Origin of the sequence: Bacillus sp. ISL-45 (assembly GCF_018613195.1) — a bacterium.
Taxonomy (GTDB): domain Bacteria; phylum Bacillota; class Bacilli; order Bacillales; family Cytobacillaceae; genus Mesobacillus.
Map to the genome: position 1 here is coordinate 122,970 of NZ_JAGGQQ010000019.1, position 15,794 is coordinate 138,763.

13 protein-coding genes and 1 riboswitch are annotated in these 15,794 nt (G+C 35.9%); of the genes, 11 read left to right on the top strand and 2 right to left on the bottom strand.

Annotated features, from left to right (window positions below; translation table 11 throughout):
- Positions 1–495 precede the first annotated feature (495 nt).
- The 3 genes from J7E35_RS19760 (at position 496) to J7E35_RS23790 (ending at position 6,175) form a co-directional block, all read left to right on the top strand.
- Positions 496–822, top strand: coding sequence for a nucleoside triphosphate pyrophosphohydrolase (locus J7E35_RS19760; RefSeq protein WP_214782933.1), 327 nt, complete (start codon positions 496–498; stop codon positions 820–822).
- Entirely contained in the window at positions 815–3,247 is a 2,433-nt protein-coding gene (locus J7E35_RS19765) for a DEAD/DEAH box helicase family protein (RefSeq protein ID WP_214782935.1), read from the top strand. Before J7E35_RS19760 ends, J7E35_RS19765 begins: the two co-directional genes overlap by 8 nt.
- A 114-nt stretch (positions 3,248–3,361) precedes the next feature.
- Positions 3,362–6,175 (top strand): DEAD/DEAH box helicase, encoded by a 2,814-nt coding sequence (locus tag J7E35_RS23790; protein WP_214782938.1) that lies wholly within the window; start codon positions 3,362–3,364, stop codon positions 6,173–6,175.
- Between the two features lie 5 nt (positions 6,176–6,180).
- On the opposite strand, the gene J7E35_RS19775 is transcribed toward J7E35_RS23790, so the two are convergent.
- Both J7E35_RS19775 and J7E35_RS19780 read right to left on the bottom strand, forming a co-directional pair.
- Complete coding sequence (locus tag J7E35_RS19775) at positions 6,181–6,594, bottom strand: (deoxy)nucleoside triphosphate pyrophosphohydrolase (RefSeq protein ID WP_214782941.1); 414 nt, start codon at positions 6,592–6,594, stop codon at positions 6,181–6,183.
- Positions 6,595–6,682: 88 nt separating this feature from the next.
- Positions 6,683–7,669, bottom strand: coding sequence for a hypothetical protein (locus J7E35_RS19780; protein WP_214782944.1), 987 nt, complete (start codon positions 7,667–7,669; stop codon positions 6,683–6,685).
- 209 nt (positions 7,670–7,878) lie between these two features.
- Here J7E35_RS19780 and J7E35_RS23795 point away from each other — a divergent pair, with 209 nt between their 5' ends.
- The 8 genes from J7E35_RS23795 to J7E35_RS19820 all read left to right on the top strand — a co-directional run bounded on the left by J7E35_RS23795 (position 7,879) and on the right by J7E35_RS19820 (position 15,276).
- Positions 7,879–10,647 (top strand): AAA family ATPase, encoded by a 2,769-nt coding sequence (locus J7E35_RS23795; protein ID WP_214782948.1) that lies wholly within the window; start codon positions 7,879–7,881, stop codon positions 10,645–10,647.
- 2 nt (positions 10,648–10,649) lie between these two features.
- A complete protein-coding gene (locus J7E35_RS19790) occupies positions 10,650–11,942 on the top strand; it encodes a hypothetical protein (RefSeq protein ID WP_214782951.1) in 1,293 nt (430 codons plus the stop codon).
- Between the two features lie 225 nt (positions 11,943–12,167).
- Positions 12,168–13,214: a hypothetical protein gene (locus tag J7E35_RS19795; protein WP_214782954.1), complete on the top strand. Its 1,047-nt coding sequence runs from the start codon at positions 12,168–12,170 to the stop codon at positions 13,212–13,214.
- Between the two features lie 16 nt (positions 13,215–13,230).
- On the top strand, positions 13,231–13,599 hold the full coding sequence (locus J7E35_RS19800; protein WP_214782957.1) for a hypothetical protein: 369 nt from the start codon (positions 13,231–13,233) through the stop codon (positions 13,597–13,599).
- A 24-nt stretch (positions 13,600–13,623) separates the two neighbouring features.
- Positions 13,624–14,127 (top strand): PGN_0703 family putative restriction endonuclease, encoded by a 504-nt coding sequence (locus J7E35_RS19805; RefSeq protein WP_483297670.1) that lies wholly within the window; start codon positions 13,624–13,626, stop codon positions 14,125–14,127.
- Between the two features lie 10 nt (positions 14,128–14,137).
- On the top strand, positions 14,138–14,524 hold the full coding sequence (locus tag J7E35_RS19810; protein WP_251041107.1) for a hypothetical protein: 387 nt from the start codon (positions 14,138–14,140) through the stop codon (positions 14,522–14,524).
- Positions 14,525–14,582: 58 nt separating this feature from the next.
- On the top strand, positions 14,583–14,780 hold the full coding sequence (locus J7E35_RS19815) for a hypothetical protein (RefSeq protein ID WP_214782963.1): 198 nt from the start codon (positions 14,583–14,585) through the stop codon (positions 14,778–14,780).
- Positions 14,781–14,832: 52 nt separating this feature from the next.
- Entirely contained in the window at positions 14,833–15,276 is a 444-nt protein-coding gene (locus J7E35_RS19820) for a hypothetical protein (protein WP_214782966.1), read from the top strand.
- Between the two features lie 284 nt (positions 15,277–15,560).
- Positions 15,561–15,757: riboswitch (cobalamin riboswitch) on the top strand.
- Positions 15,758–15,794: the final 37 nt, after the last annotated feature.

The following is a 15,794-nucleotide window of genomic DNA, read 5'->3' on the forward strand; positions in this document are numbered from 1 at the left end:
CTTTTAGTGGTGACCAAAGCAAAGGTTGAGTTTCTATTTCGCTTCCCGAGTGAGACGCAAGAACCGTCCCCATGTCTTTGATTCCGCCTTATAAGGATGTTATTGGAGTAGAGACTGATAAAAGTAGTGCGAGGAGAGCTGATAGGAAGGCGTTAAAAGGTTTATATTTGGAAACATATAGTGAGGAAAAGAATCAGTAACCTATATCTTAATAAAAAAATGTTTATTGTTTTCACACTCTACACATGTGGAGTATGGAAACATTCTACACTAGGCATATACTTGTTTCAGTAGTATAAAGGGTTTGACCGTTATTTTGACCCCGACCACGAGTGTCAACAAAAGTGATTGGTAAGTGGTTATTTAATTTTGACTTTAGGGCTGTTTCCATTACCTGAAATTTAATTTTTTCAAATATAAATCGCTATTAATAGATTATCTATGAAGCTATAATGATACTAAGTGAATTTAATTAGTTAAATCGGAGGAGATTCTATGTCAATTTATAATAAATTAGTACGAGATTATATTCCAGAGGTAATTGAAAACACAGGAAAGAAATACTCAACAAGGATTTTAAATGAAATCGAATACATAGAACAACTCAAGAAAAAAGCCTACGAAGAATTAGATGAATACGTCAACACTGATAACAAGAGAGATGCTGTTGAAGAACTTGCAGATTTATTAGAAATTATCCATGCTCTGTCTGAGTATCATGGTTCTTCTATTGATGAAGTAGAAGAAATTCGTAAGCTGAAGGCACAGAAGCGCGGTGGTTTTAAGGAGAAGATTTTCTTGATTGAGGTTGAAGATGAGTAAAATTGAGTTAATTACAAATGACTTGGGTAGTCATTTGTTGCGTCAAATTGAAAAGGCGTCGACAATATGTATTCTAACTTCTTTTGTAATGAAATCTGGTGTTGCGTTTTTAAAGGATGCTTTGGCAAGTGCTGCAAAGGCAGGTGCTGATATTAAGGTTTGTACTGGGGATTATCTTCATATCACTCAGCCTGAAGGTCTTGCAGAATTACTAGCTATTGATGACAATATTGAGATTCGTCTTTGGAAGAGCAATGGTGTTTCTTTTCATCCAAAGGCTTATTTGTTTAAGTCCGATTCTGAGGATTTCTTGTTTATAGGTTCTTCGAATCTATCGAAATCTGCACTTAATAATGGGGTTGAATGGAACCTTTCAGTAAGCAATGATGAGGCAGTCTTCAACGATGCTCTTGATGAGTTCCTAAAGGTATTTTATGCTGACCAAACTGTTAAGTTAAATGATGGAACGTTGAAGGATTATAAAGAAGCTTATGACCAATACCATAAAGAAAACCACAATATCGCTAAGGTTTGGTCAGATACAGAAGAACTGGATTTGATGTTACCTACTCAAAAAGACTTACCTGTCCAGCCTGAAATTATCCATGATCCACCGATAAGTGAAACTTATGGAGATATAAAGCCACGGTTTGCTCAGATTGAAGCACTTGAAGAGCTTGATAAGACTAGGGAAGAAGAATACCAAAAGGCACTTGTGGTAATGGCGACAGGCTTGGGTAAAACTTATCTCGCCGGGTTCTTTGCTAAGGATTTTAAGAAGGTCTTATTTATAGCACATAGGGAAGAGATTTTGTACCAAGCGAGGAAATCTTTCGAGAATATAATGCCTAACAAAAAGTATGGGATATACAACGGAAAGTACAAGGATAGCGAAGCAGATGCTATTTTCGCTTCCATTTATACCTTAAGCGTGAAGGTACATATTGAGAGATTCAATCCTTATGAGTTTGACTTAATTATAGTGGATGAGTTTCATCATGCTGCAGCTGAATCTTATCAGAGAGTATTGGACTATTTTAATCCAAAATTCTTACTTGGAATTACGGCAACTCCTCATCGTAATGACAATAAGGATGTATACGCTATTTGTGATGGGAACGTAGCATACAGGTTAGACTTCCTGGATGCTATTAATCGTGAATGGCTTGCTCCATTTAAATACTATGGAGTCTATGATGATACTGATTATACTCAAATTACATGGTTAGGAACACGTTATAATGAAGAAGAACTACTTGACTTACAGTTAAAAGAAGAGATGGCTTCGAAAATTCTAGAAGCCTGGGAAGACAAAAAACAGACAAGAACAATTGGTTTTTGTTCTTCAATTAGACAGGCAAACTTTTTATCTAGCTTTTTTAACAAACAGGGGTATAAAACAGTCAGCCTCCATTCTCAACAAAAAGAAGTAGGCCGTGCGAATGCCATAAAAATGCTTAAAGCAGGAGAACTGGACATCATTTTTACGGTCGATCTTTTCAATGAAGGTGTGGATATTCCCCCAGTAGATACACTTCTATTTGTGAGGCCGACAGAATCATTAACTGTATTTACTCAACAAATCGGGCGTGGTCTACGTTTAGCTCCTGGTAAGGACCATTGTGTGATTATCGACTTGATTGGAAATTATCGTAATGCGGATGTTAAGTTAAGCTTATTTGATACCGAAAGAGGTGAAGGTAAGTCCAAGAAGATTGAACCAAGAGTTCCTTCAAATTGTGAATTGAACCTGGATTTACAGGTGGTCAACCTTCTTAAAGAAATGGCTAAGAAGAGATCACCACGTAAAGAAAAGCTACTTAATGACTACTTCGATCTTAAACATGATCTCGGCAGAAGACCTACATATCTTGAACTGCATCTAAAGGGGCATTCTGATTCCTCTCATTATAAGCAAGAATTTAACTCCTATGTAGGTTTCTTAGATTGGGCCAATGAGTTAAGCGAGCAAGAAAGGGTTACCTTTGAGCGGTATGAGAATTGGTTGGTCGAAGTAGAAAAAACGAGCATGTCCAAAAGCTATAAAATGGTTTTGCTGCTGGCAATGCTCAATCGAGGAATTACTGAATGGTCCAAACCTATTACTTCAAAAGAAGTAGCACCATTTTTTCATCATTATTTGACCGAAACAGAGTATAGAAAGAGAATCGACTTCTCCGATAAATCATCGAAAAAACTTTGGGAATACAACGAAAAGGCTGTTAGTAAGCTCATTGAAACGATGCCTATGACAATGTGGGATCGTGGAGCAGATGGGTTAACCAGTTTTTCAGATGGAGAGTTCAGTATAAACTCCGATGTCCTAGAAGAGGATCAAAAAACTCTTTATTATTGGACAAGAGAAATTGCAGAATATCGTTTACATGTACATTTTGAAAGAAGAGCTAAGAACAGCACTCATTAATTAGGAGTGCTGTTTTATATTGACCAAGTTCATATCAAAAACTCCTTCTTGAATTTATCCATTTATAGTACAATTTTACATATAGGTAAATAAGAAAGAGATTAAGGTGATAGCGTGGAAGTAGTAGAAAAGGAATTAATCGTAAATTCCGAAGCTGGCAATCTATTAACTGAGTTAGTAGAATCCATACAGGAATGTGAAAGATTTTATTTTAGTGTGGCGTTTATAAATTTTAGTGGATTGCAGTTGTTGCTTGATCCGATAAAAGAAGCTGAAGAAAAAGGGATTAAAGGAAAGATTATAACCTCTACCTATTTAAATTTTACGGATGCTAAGGCATTGGAACGGTTAAAAGAGTTCTCTAATGTTGAATTAAAGGTTTTTGTGACAGATAAGGAAATTGGTTTCCATACAAAAGCGTACATCTTTGAATATAAAGATCATTTCAAGGTAATTATTGGGTCCTCCAATATTACGCAGAGCGCTCTGAAAAGTAATATTGAATGGAATGTTAAAATAATATCTAAAGAGGAAGCCCATTTTATTAAGGAAGTCATAAAAGAGTACAATAATCTATGGGATATGAGTGTCGAAGCCGATCATGATTTTATTAGGCGTTATGAAGAGTTTCTAGAGGCATTTAAGAAATCAAATCCTTCTCAAAATATTATATATGAAGATAGAAAATATATAGTTCCAAACCGGATGCAGAGACGAGCAACTGAGAATCTAGAACGGTTACGAAGTTATGGAGAGAATAAAGCACTGGTCATTGCAGCAACCGGCACAGGAAAAACCTATATGTCTGCATTTGATGTGAAATCTTTCAATCCTCGTAAACTCTTATTTATTGTGCATCGAGAAGAAATTTTGAAAAAGGCCAAAGAGACTTTTGAGTTGCTACTACCTAATGAAGGCTACTCATTTGGACTATTAACAGGGAACCACAAACAAAAAAACGCAGACTATGTTTTTACAACAATTCAGACGATCTCTAAATGTTATCAAGAATTTGCAAAAGACGAATTTGATTACATGATCATTGACGAAGCTCATCACTCAGCTAGTCCAACCTATCAAACAATTCTTGATTATTTTGAGCCTAAATTCACTTTAGGAATGACGGCAACACCTGAAAGAAGTGACAGCCACAATATCTTTGACATCTTTGACAATAATGTAGCTTTAGAAGTGAGACTGCATGAAGCGCTTGATGATGAGTTGGTTATCCCATTCCATTATTTTGGTATTACTGACATTGAAAGTGTTGACTTGAGTGATGTTGATATTGATGACATTGCGGAGATTACGAAGAGATTGAAGGTCAATGAAAGGGTCGATTTCATTATTGCTAAAATGGAATTTTACGGCCACGATGGGGTTAAGAGAAAAGCCCTTGGTTTCTGTGCCAGCATTGAACACGCTCAGTATATGGCTTCCGAATTTAATAAAAGAGGCTACAAGAGTGTTATCCTTCATGGCGGAGATTCTTCAGAAAAAAGGCAGCTGTTCATCAATAAATTAGAAGATCCCAACGATGACCTTGAGTTTATCTTTAGTGTCGATATCTTTAATGAAGGGGTAGACATTCCGTCCGTTAATACAGTGTTAATGCTAAGACCCACAAACTCCCCAATTGTCTTTATCCAGCAATTAGGAAGAGGGCTTAGGAAAAATCCTAATAAAAGCTTTTTAACGGTGCTCGATTTTATTGGAAACCACAGTAAAACCTTCCTGATTGCATTAGCATTGAATGGAAGCAGATATTATGACAAAGAAAGTTTGAAGGTAGCAATCGCTACCGGCTTTGCCAATATTCCTGGTGCGACTCATATCCAAATGGACAAGATCTCCCAAGAAAGAATTCTAGAGCAAATTGATCGAGAAAATTTTAACTCCATGAAATATTTAAAGGAAGAGTACCAGGAATTCAAGAAGCTAAATTCCGGTCGTATCCCGTTCCTTCTTGTGGATTATCTTAAGTATGATGGGGCACCAGATCCAGTGAAATTTATTAATAAAGAGAAATCCTATTTACAGTTTGTCGCTAAGGTTGAGAAGCATGATCAATTGAAAAAGCTGCTTCTTAATGAAAACTTTGAAGCTACTCTTAAGGAGTTATCAAGTAAGCTACCGATAAAGAGAATTCATGATTTTGTGATTCTAAAGTATCTATTAACTCATGAATCAATTAGTCTACAAACTGCAAAGGAACAAATTCTAAAAGTAGTTAAAAATGTCGACATAGATACAATACTTCATTCTTTTGAGACGCTGAACCAGGATTACTATGATTCTGGCCATCTAAAGTCTAAACCGAAGTTAGTCCAATATAGGAATGGAGGGCTAACTAAGAGTGAGTTATTTTCGACTTTACTGCAGAGCGTGGAGTATTATAAGTATATTGAAGATGTAATTTCATACGGAATCTTTCGATATGAAAAGGAATTCCGAAATGAATTTTATGGGGTTCCTCACTTCAAATTATACGAACAATATCAAATGGTTGATGCAGCTTTACTCTCGAATTACAGGAAAATTCATAGCTCATTCAGAGGATCAGGATTACTTGTCAATGGGAAAGAATTTTTCTTATTTGTGGACTTACACAAAGAGGCGGATGTTAAAGAGAGTATTAATTACAAGGATAAGTTTATCAACCAACATTTGTTCCAGTGGCAGTCTGTTAATAATACCAGCCAGGAATCTAATAGAGGACAAGATATCATTTTCAATAAAAAACGTGGTGTTAACCTTCATTTATTCATCAGAAAATACCGAGAGTTAGATGGTAAAACAGAGCCATATATTTACATTGGCAAAGGAAATTCGGTTCAATTTGAAGGGAATAAACCTATTACAGTTCAAATTGAACTAGAACACGAGATACCAGCAAATTTATATACTGAATTCACGAAAAAAGTATAGTCTTCTCACTTTGAGAAGACTATTTTTTCGTGAATTAATTGATTTACAGCTGGAAGATCTGCCGGAGCCCATTTAAGAGACTCTAAATTTTCTCGTTTTAGCCAAATTAGCTTTGAATGCTCACTGGCAGTTGGTGTATCTGAAATAATCTTACTCTTGATGGAAATTAAATTGATGGTAAATGTATCATATTCATGAGTATTATCATTAAAAACCTCAGTATTGGTTTCGATTTTGCAATGCAATTCCTCTTCAATTTCCCTTTTAAGAGCAGTGTAGATATCCTCGCCTTCTTCCACCTTACCACCTGGAAACTCCCACATATTTGGGATAGCCATATCCGGTGATCTAAGTGCACATAAAATTTCATTTTCGTTATTTTCTATAATTGCAGCAACAACTTTGACTAGCTTTTTCATTTGTTCCTCCGTGAAGTTTTTTTCTACGCTTATAATAGCATTAGGAATGAAGGTTATCTATTTAGTTCATTTTAAATTAGAACTCTGTTTAGTTCGTAATATCCGCATCCATTTTTTCCATATACTCATGGCGGATCTCTGATAGACTTTTTCCTGTTTCCTTATGAATCGCAAAAACGTACGTTTGAATACTGGACCAACCATATAATCCTTTTAACCATTTTTGCATGGATTGTTCTGTGTCATTTATAAGAATATTGCCATTTGATAAAAGGACTCCTTCATCAGTAAAATCTTTGGCCTTTATTACATCGCCAGCTTTAACTACGCCCCATTCAAGCATGGAGTCTATCTTTGGTAATGCTCGTTTAGAAATGTTTGTGTTTTTCGGTTTGGATAACGGAGATGATTTTTCTAGGAAATTCACGAAATAATCATCGTAATCGTTCAGTGGCAGTACTTTTTCGACATTTAAATATATATCTTCAGTAATCTTGTAAGGGGTTAATTTAATGCAGCTGATATCTACATTATTACTGTTTAACCAGGCTACTGCTGAAAGAGTTTGTTCGTCAAAGTCAGAAGCGACCAGGATAATCCTTTGTTTTTGATTGAAACTGTTAATGGCATTGTGTTCTTGAAGGAAGGCTGATAATTTTCTGCTGCCTAATTCGAAGCTGGTTAAAGATCCGATATCGAAATCTCGACGGTATTTTTCAATATAGGGAGCGTAAATTTTTGTTACCAGGTCTTCAGGATCTTTGATGGTTGCATAACTTGCTGCATAGCGAATAGCCTGAAACTCAAAGGATTCTTTTCGGTTTTCAATATCCTTGCTGTCTCTTTTTATCTCAATTAAAACGATGTCACCGTTATTATCTATTGCTGTTAAGTCACTGCGTCCGTAGTGAACATTTCTCACTTGTTGGCCAACAATGAGCATCGATTTTTCCTCATCAGCTATCATCTCAATATTAGTCCTCAACAATTCCTCAATGTCACTTTCTTGCATTCCTAGATCGAAAAATGTCACAGGCTCAATACTCTCTGCTTTTAAATTAGAGATTTTATACATTGTAAACCCTCGCTTCGAAAGATTGTTATGTAAAGATTCAACATACAATTAAAGAATATCACTAATAATGGTAAATGTTGAGGAGATTGGTTTTCTCTATTTGGTATTCATGAGAAAGTTCATCTATCCGGAAACTAGCTTTATGTTTTTAATTAAATTTTAACTAAGTTAGTATTAAGTTATAGTGTAGATCATTGGGAGGGATAGTAGTGGACTATAACTTATTAAAGAGAATTTTATTAAAAGATAACTACTTTGATTTTCTATTAAAGCGGTATCTACAATTTCAAGATAACCCCATGTACGATGAAAAATATAAATGGGATATCCTTGGTGATTTGAATACATATTTACAGCAAACGTCAATTTCAGCTGAGAACATTGTTTCTGTTATCAAGTATATAAAAAGCAAGAATCCGCAGGCTGGCAGTTTTACTCATTGGAGTTCGATTGATAATCTCCTGAAGTTTGCTGAAGAGCAGCCTGGTCTTACTGCTAATCTTCTAATGGATTTATATAATGGATCTCTATCATTGGAGGAACGAATAGAAAAATTTTACCGTGCAGGTAAAGATCACGATAAAACGCTTGGTGCTCCTTTATTTGGTTATTTGCTTGCAGCATATGATTATAAGAAATATCCATTATACAAAGAAGATGTACTACAATTCTTAAAAAAGAGTTTCGGTATCAATAAAAAGCTAGGGACTATTAGTGAAAACTATTTTTTCTTTTATGAGATTTGCCAGATTTTGCAGGAATATGTGCATAAAGAAGGAAATGGTTTCACTATGTTAGATGTCCAGGACATGTTGTTCAGCGTGTTTCATTATAATGCTTTGAAAGCAGAAGTCTCTGCGGAATATTTGTATAGTATTGCGGTTCACTTCCGTGAGTTCATGGAAAATGACCAGCTGTTCCTGAATGAGATAAAAGAAATGGATGAGAAGGATCTTGAGGAAAGGAGAAGCTTTTACAGAACAGGAATCAAGGTTAACCGTATTCGTTTTCTGTTGCTTGATCAATGGCTAGAACAGAAAACATTGACTTTGGATGATTTGGAACGGATTAAGCAGCAGGTGAATGAAGAATACGATACAAATATCCTGCAGGTCTGGAATAATTTTCGAATCCTTTTTCAAATCTATTATCACCCTATCAAAGAGAGAGTTCAAAGCTCACTGGCTAACCTTCATGAATGCATTCGAAAAATTGAAGGTTTCAATGACGTGGAATTCGACGAGCATAAGTCTCTTAATGGCTTTGGTTGGAATCAGAATTATGGTGGCTCGGAATGCTGGCTGGCTGTTTATCCAAAAGCAAAAGAAAGCCACAAGAAGGCTGCCCAGCTTTTTCTCAGTATTGACGCTGGCAAAATTCGTTATGGGCTTGGCTACGGTTCAGAACACCCAAAAAGGGAAGCAGCTTGGGTTATTGATACTCTTCAAGATATTAATGATTTTACATACCATAAATTAAAGACGAAATTTCAGGAAGTTCATCAACAGTTCTTGAGAGAAAACCAGCTGCCAGGCGATGAAGAGATTCATGAATCGGGCGAGGATTTTAGAATCGAGGAGGGGAATGGCATTAAATACTTTTGGATGACTGCAAACCCTTCTATTTGGACGATAGATAATATAAAGGATGGAAGTGAGGCATTTTATACAGCATACAATGAGAAGGGGAATAAAAGAAGGCTATTTCAATCCTTTGAAGTTGCTGCGCCTGGTGATAAAATCATTTTCTATGAATCAACTCCTAGGAGGGAAATAGTAGCAGAAGGTGTGGTTACAAAAGGCCTCCACAGTAAGTCAGAGCCTGGTTTTTCAGAACCAGTACAGGGAGTCAGTTTCAGATTTGTAAAAGATATTTCACCGATTACTTGGGAGCAAATTATAAATGTAGAAGAGCTACAGGAAAGTGCACCAGTGAAAAGTGCAGCACAAGGAAGCCTGTTCCCTCTTATGAAAGAGGAATATGAAGCTATTCTTGCTATCGAAGAGCCAGTCGCGGAAGAGTATCAAGTTGAGATTCCTTCCGTTGATTTTTCGAGAGAAGTTGAGATAAACGGGCTGCATTTCGAAGATAAAGAGTTAATCCTTAAGCAGGTTAAGAATGCTCTGTCAAAAGGTAAGAACATCATTCTGATTGGTCCTCCGGGAACGGGAAAGTCAAAAATGGCGAAAGAAATCTGCCGTAGCTTTGATGTTGGTTATGAAATGACAACTGCAACCTCAGATTGGTCGACTTATGAAACCATTGGTGGTAACCGTCCTAATTCCGATGGAACCCTGTCTTTCCAGCAAGGCTTGTTCTTGAATTGTTTCAAGGACTCTAAGACTAACAAGCCTTTGAACAAGTGGCTAATCATTGATGAAATGAACCGGGCAGATATCGATAAGGCATTTGGTGCAATGTTTTCTGCTTTAACTGGAGATAAGATTACCCTTAGTTTTCAAGGGAAGAGCGGACAGAACATCTCGGTGGTTCCGGAAAAAAGAGTGAATCAAGTTGTTCCTAATGATTATGAATATATTATCCCAGAAGACTGGCGATTAATTGGATCGATGAACACCATTGATAAAGCATCACTATATGAAATGAGTTACGCTTTTATGAGACGATTCGCTTTCATTCCTGTCGGAGTACCAAAGAATATTAGTAAGGAACTTGTTGATTCCTATTTGCCGTTATGGGGAATTCATGATTACAACTATTCCGAAGTTCTCGCTCAGGTCTGGGCGTATATTAACGACTACAGACAAATCGGGCCGGCTATTATTGAGGATTTAGCTAAGTTCACCGAAGAAGATGGAGATTTTACATCGGCTGTCATTCTTTATGTTTTGCCACAATTCGAAGGTCTGCATGACTTTGAAATAACAGAGTTTGTTGATAAATTGGGACAACTGGATGGTATTGAAAAAGATAGGCTTATAGAATTTACTAGAGACTTTTTCGATATAAAGGAGTAATCATGAAACGAAATACTGATGAACTTATCGAAGAAATCAGTGATTTTCTGGTTGTCTATCTGAAGTCTGGTAAGGTTAGTCTCAATTCTTTTATCCGTAAGGCGCATTTAAATATTCGTGAGCTGGAACAGCTTATCAATATTCATTTTTTATTAAAAGATGAGGTAAAGGGATTCGTTAGAGAACTTCCACGGCTGGTTAGAAGATTCAAGACATCTACCACTGTTTTCAATGAAACCTATCATGGACAAGTGAGGGGACAGATTCACTGGCAAAATACTGTGAAGGAAAGATTGAAAAGTGGAAATCGGGACCGAACTATTTTCTCCTGTAATGAGCAATCCCGTAATTACAACATTAAAGAAAACCTCGTGCTAAAATCTTTCGTTCAATTGATTGATCAGTTATTGAATCACAAAATTGAATCTGAAAGATTTATGAAATATGCCTGGTTCGCTGAATGGCGGGATTTAAAACACTTTGTCGAAGATGTCCTACACAAGAATATCTATATGCAGCGAGTATCATTGGATAAAGTTCGCATCACAGATAGGATGCTACAGGAGACCTCGAAGCATCGGAATCCATTATATAGTGAAGCAGCAAGACTGCTTATTTTATACAGAAGGCTGCATGCTAAAAAGTTAAATGAAGAAGAAATTCAAAAACTCTTACAGCAGACGTTTGTTACACCAGATGAACCATCAGTCCTTTTTGAATTATACTGGGCCGTGCAGCTAATCAAGCAGAATGGAAACAATGCCAAGCTTGAGTTACTTGATGGACGGAAGAACTTGTTTGCCAGTTGGAGTGACGAACGCTATAGATACGAGTTGTATCATGACTCGGCCGGATCAAGGAACCTTCTTTTTCATGTAGGTATTGAGGAAGCCAGGGAAGTGTACCATCCATTTATTGAAAAAAAGATCGCATCCATCGCTCAAGCCTCAATGGTTTCTGCGCATGCTTTTGGCAGTTCCTTTGATCAAGGTTCCCTTTGGAATGGACGGCCGGATTTACTGGTTGAAGTTTATAACAAGGATACCGAAGAGCTTGTAAAAGTAGTCATTGGAGAAGTGAAGCATACAAGCAATATTGAGTATGCCAAAGTAGGTTTACGCGAATTGGTGGATTATATGAAATTTATAAGAGGGTCTTCCGGTCAATATCTGACAGTAAGTAAGGAAGTTGACATCAAAGGAATGCTGTTTTTGGATAATGTTTATGTGAAGCAGAGTGAATTTGAGAATATTACGATAGTTAATCATCAGAATAACTCTGTTACTGTAAATTGATCCCTGAATTTCATTCCCACCTAATATTTTTAAGCGCAGGTTGTACATCACGTACTCTGGCGCTTTTTTTATTTATGATTAACACTTTAGCGCAAACTCTGTAAAGCATGAATGATATATATATTAGAAAAAATTTCCTGTTATTTTGGAGGGTAAGGAATTTTCTTGTCGAATTTTTTTATAATGGGAATTTCTTATAAATCTTTTTAGAGCGGAGGCACACTCTTGATAACTGAAATTGTTTCTAAATATCATAGCCTTTCCAAAAATGACCCTCATCATCGTTATAAATCGTGGGAGCATTGTTATTCCTACTTTTCTAACAATCGAGCTAAATTGCACAATGAATTTGTCTTTGATCATGCGAGCTTGCATTTGGCTTTTTACTTGGCTAGCTGGGGGATGTTAAGGGGAAGTTCGTTTCTTTTGCAAAAAGATTATAAAGTACATCTATATTTTCTCAAAAATGTGGTCATGAATCCAGTTAACGAAAAGTATTTTAATTGTATAGAAAAGAACATAATTGAAGATCGGGATATAGCCGGAATAAATAATCTTATAAAAGAAACTAAAAGGTCATATATGGAAAATGTAAAGGAGATAAATGGAGAAGTAACGGAAATTAATGTTACTGATACATTGGCTTCAAAAATATTATTAGGAGTATATGGTAACGTACCTGCATATGATCGTTATTTTAAAGATGGACTGAGTTTGTTTGGAATTAATACTCAATTTAATGAAAGTTCCTTAAATGAGCTGAAAACTTTTTACAACGAAAATTACCTGGAGTTCGAGAGTTTAAGAGTAAAATTCAGTCATGATGGAATCGAATTTACTCCAATGAAGTTGATTGATATGTACTTCTGGCAGGTTGGATTTATGATGGAGCAGAAAGGGATGTTCCAGCAGGATATAAAGAGAATTGCAGAGTTTGCACAAAAATATATTATTGCAGATTGTAAGGATAGAAATCCGTCACACCAGACTAGGGTTTCTTTGAATAATACAGTTAAGAATCCTGGTACTGCTGAAATAAGAGAGTTCATCCAGTCTCGGTTGCTAATTGCAATGAATGAGGGAAAAAAAAGCTTAGATCTTAGATCTGGCGATATTCATAAAAATATGGGGCTGCATAATTGTATGCCTTCAGTTTGTAACGCTATGGTTTCAATACCGGGTTATAAAGGGGTGATTATCCAAGATACACCTAGCGGTAAGAGTTCCACTAAAGTTGTTAGATACATGTTGAAAGAACCTATAACAGTTTAGTGAGAGGGTGAAGTTAATGAAGTTAACTCACAAGTGTCAGGATAAATGGATAAATAATAATTTGTTTGAGCCAACTTTTACTAATGAAAATGTATCCGATAAGGTAAAGCTTCATAATGCAATAACCAGTACTTTAAGCAGTGCTGCTGCATGTTTAAATGTATTAGGAAACTTGAATATCAATGTCTTTGATCTTAAAAATTACTTAAATTCATTTGGTTTAGGTATACAAAAGATTCTCCCTTTCCCTAACGCAGCTAATGTCGAAGGTGAAATTTACGACGATAAAGGTCCTGTTGTGTTTGAGTGGATTGGTCCAAGACAATCTCCAATATACGAAATTAGTGGTGGAAGGGGACATAACAGGACGAGTGTTGATGCATAGATATTGGCTTTAATTGATAATAAAGTGACTCAAATTTTTATAGAATGGAAGTTTGATGAATCTTACAGTGGAAGATCTAAATTCAGTGGTGACCAAGGTATTGAAAGATTGAGAAGATACTCCTCAGTGTTGTCCCATTTGAGGCGAAACAACCCATTCAATATCAATGATAAGTCACAACTAGGCTTGTACGATCTTGGTTATGAACCATTTTACCAACTGTTAAGAATCACATTGCTGGCGAGAATTACCACACCAATAAAAATAAAAGATTACCTGGTAGAAGACTATCGTGTACTACACTTAACGCATTCTCATAATAAAAAGTTAAATATTCTTGCTGAAAAGCATACGATAAACACACCAGGTTTACGGAATGAAACGGGTAAGCAATTACATGATGTCTGGGCAAACACGATTCTATCACCAGCCGAGAGAAATCACTTTAAATCGGGTTATTGGGATAAATGTCTAGATAGATTGACTGATAGCAAGCTGAAGCAGTATTTAATCGAGCGATACTATTAATTAGAGGAGTGTGAAAATTATTGATGACCTCGTTACCTCCTTAGCTGAAGTAAAAAGCAACATTGAACAATTTAACCAAGATTTAAAAGCACAAACAGATATCGTTAATCAATTAACGCAATTTAAACACTGGTATTACATTCCATCAATAGATTCTTTCGGTCCAAGCAAATATATAGGCTATAAAGATATGGATACTGAAAGGTATGACAGAGGTAAAAGAAAAACAGGTGTAGATACAGAACGAGAATTGAAACAATGGTTTATTAAACTTCCTAAAGAGTCTCAGAAAAGCCTGGAATTAATGGCGGAATTAGAAAGATTATTCTTTACCTTTGATAAATGGCCCAGAAGCAATGCTTATATTCATGTATTAAAGAATGGGATAAGAATTTAGAAGGGGGGATTGACTATGAACTTTATACAATACCTTCAAGTTAGGCATAATACACAAGGTGGAAAAAGTAATCTCTGAAATTTCCGCTAAGCAATATAATAGTAGGCTCAATAGTATGATCAGAGAAAATATCTATGATGGAAAGAGTATGCTGAATGAAGAAATAACAAAAAAGATTAATAAAAAATATGCTAATAAAGCTGGAGAGTATGAAAGAACAATAAAGTATTATCGGGAGTACAAGAGTGTAAATTGAGTTTGTGAATGAATCTTATTGGACAGAAGAATGAATAAAGGCGTGGAAACATATGAAAACAAAAGAATACTATTTTGAATTGTTCAGAACAACAAAAGCAAGAGCATTAGCACGAAGTATTGATGAATATATTTACCATAATAGTCCTTATAGTGCAGAGGTAGAGGATTATCATGAAAGCAGGAAAAATGGTCAAAGGACAGATTGTATAGGATACATTAGCAAGGAAGGGTTATATAAATTTGTTTCGTTAACTTCTGCAAGGAAGACATGTTTGGTACTTCACTTGGGAAAGAAACTTCATACAGACACAGCTGTGGAGATGCAGGAAAAAATCGATCGGCTGTTAAATAAAAAATATATTGATAGTGACTCGATAAAGCTAACTCCTGGAGAAGCATACATAAGGCTAGAATGGGTGGATAACTTAGATCAAATTATCCCATTTATTGATGAAGCGTACTATTTAAGGTTAGATCATGCGGTAATAAAATAAAATTTAAATTATTTAAATCAACAGGCCTCGGGTGAAAAAACAGTCTTTTGAGTATATAAGCTTGGTATTTTCCTTTTAAAATAGTAAGTCATAAAAAGTAATGTTTTGAAGTCATTCTATGAGGCAGTAATAGGAGCCAATTATTTAACCTGTAAAAGTAGTAAATAATTCTTGGTAAATAGATTAGGTACTATAATTTAAAGTGAAGAATAAATTTTAGCTAATTCATACAATTTATTACTCCACTCGACATTATTTGTGTATAATTAAAACCAGCGGAAAATTTAATACATAAAGAATCTGGTGTCTTCTAAACGAATTACTAGTTTAGAGACTTAATAGGGAAGTTGGTGAAATTCCAACGCGGTCCCGCCACTGTAACTGGGAGCTTCAAGCCTGATGCCACTGTACTTTTTGTATGGGAAGGCGCTTGATAGCAATGACCAGAAGCCAGGAGACCTGCCTGATTCTTCGCGCCACAACCTACGAGGATAGGAGGTGTTTGGGAACGATTCTGG

Bases quoted from the DNA above. Each gene is read 5' to 3' on its own strand.
- J7E35_RS19760 (WP_214782933.1), top strand. From the start codon at position 496: ATGTCAATTTATAATAAATTAGTACGAGATTATATTCCAGAGGTAATT.
- J7E35_RS19765 (WP_214782935.1), top strand. From the start codon at position 815: ATGAGTAAAATTGAGTTAATTACAAATGACTTGGGTAGTCATTTGTTG.
- J7E35_RS19775 (WP_214782941.1), bottom strand. From the start codon at position 6,594: ATGAAAAAGCTAGTCAAAGTTGTTGCTGCAATTATAGAAAATAACGAA.
- J7E35_RS19780 (WP_214782944.1), bottom strand. From the start codon at position 7,669: ATGTATAAAATCTCTAATTTAAAAGCAGAGAGTATTGAGCCTGTGACA.
- J7E35_RS19790 (WP_214782951.1), top strand. From the start codon at position 10,650: ATGAAACGAAATACTGATGAACTTATCGAAGAAATCAGTGATTTTCTG.
- J7E35_RS19800 (WP_214782957.1), top strand. From the start codon at position 13,231: ATGAAGTTAACTCACAAGTGTCAGGATAAATGGATAAATAATAATTTG.
- J7E35_RS19820 (WP_214782966.1), top strand. From the start codon at position 14,833: ATGAAAACAAAAGAATACTATTTTGAATTGTTCAGAACAACAAAAGCA.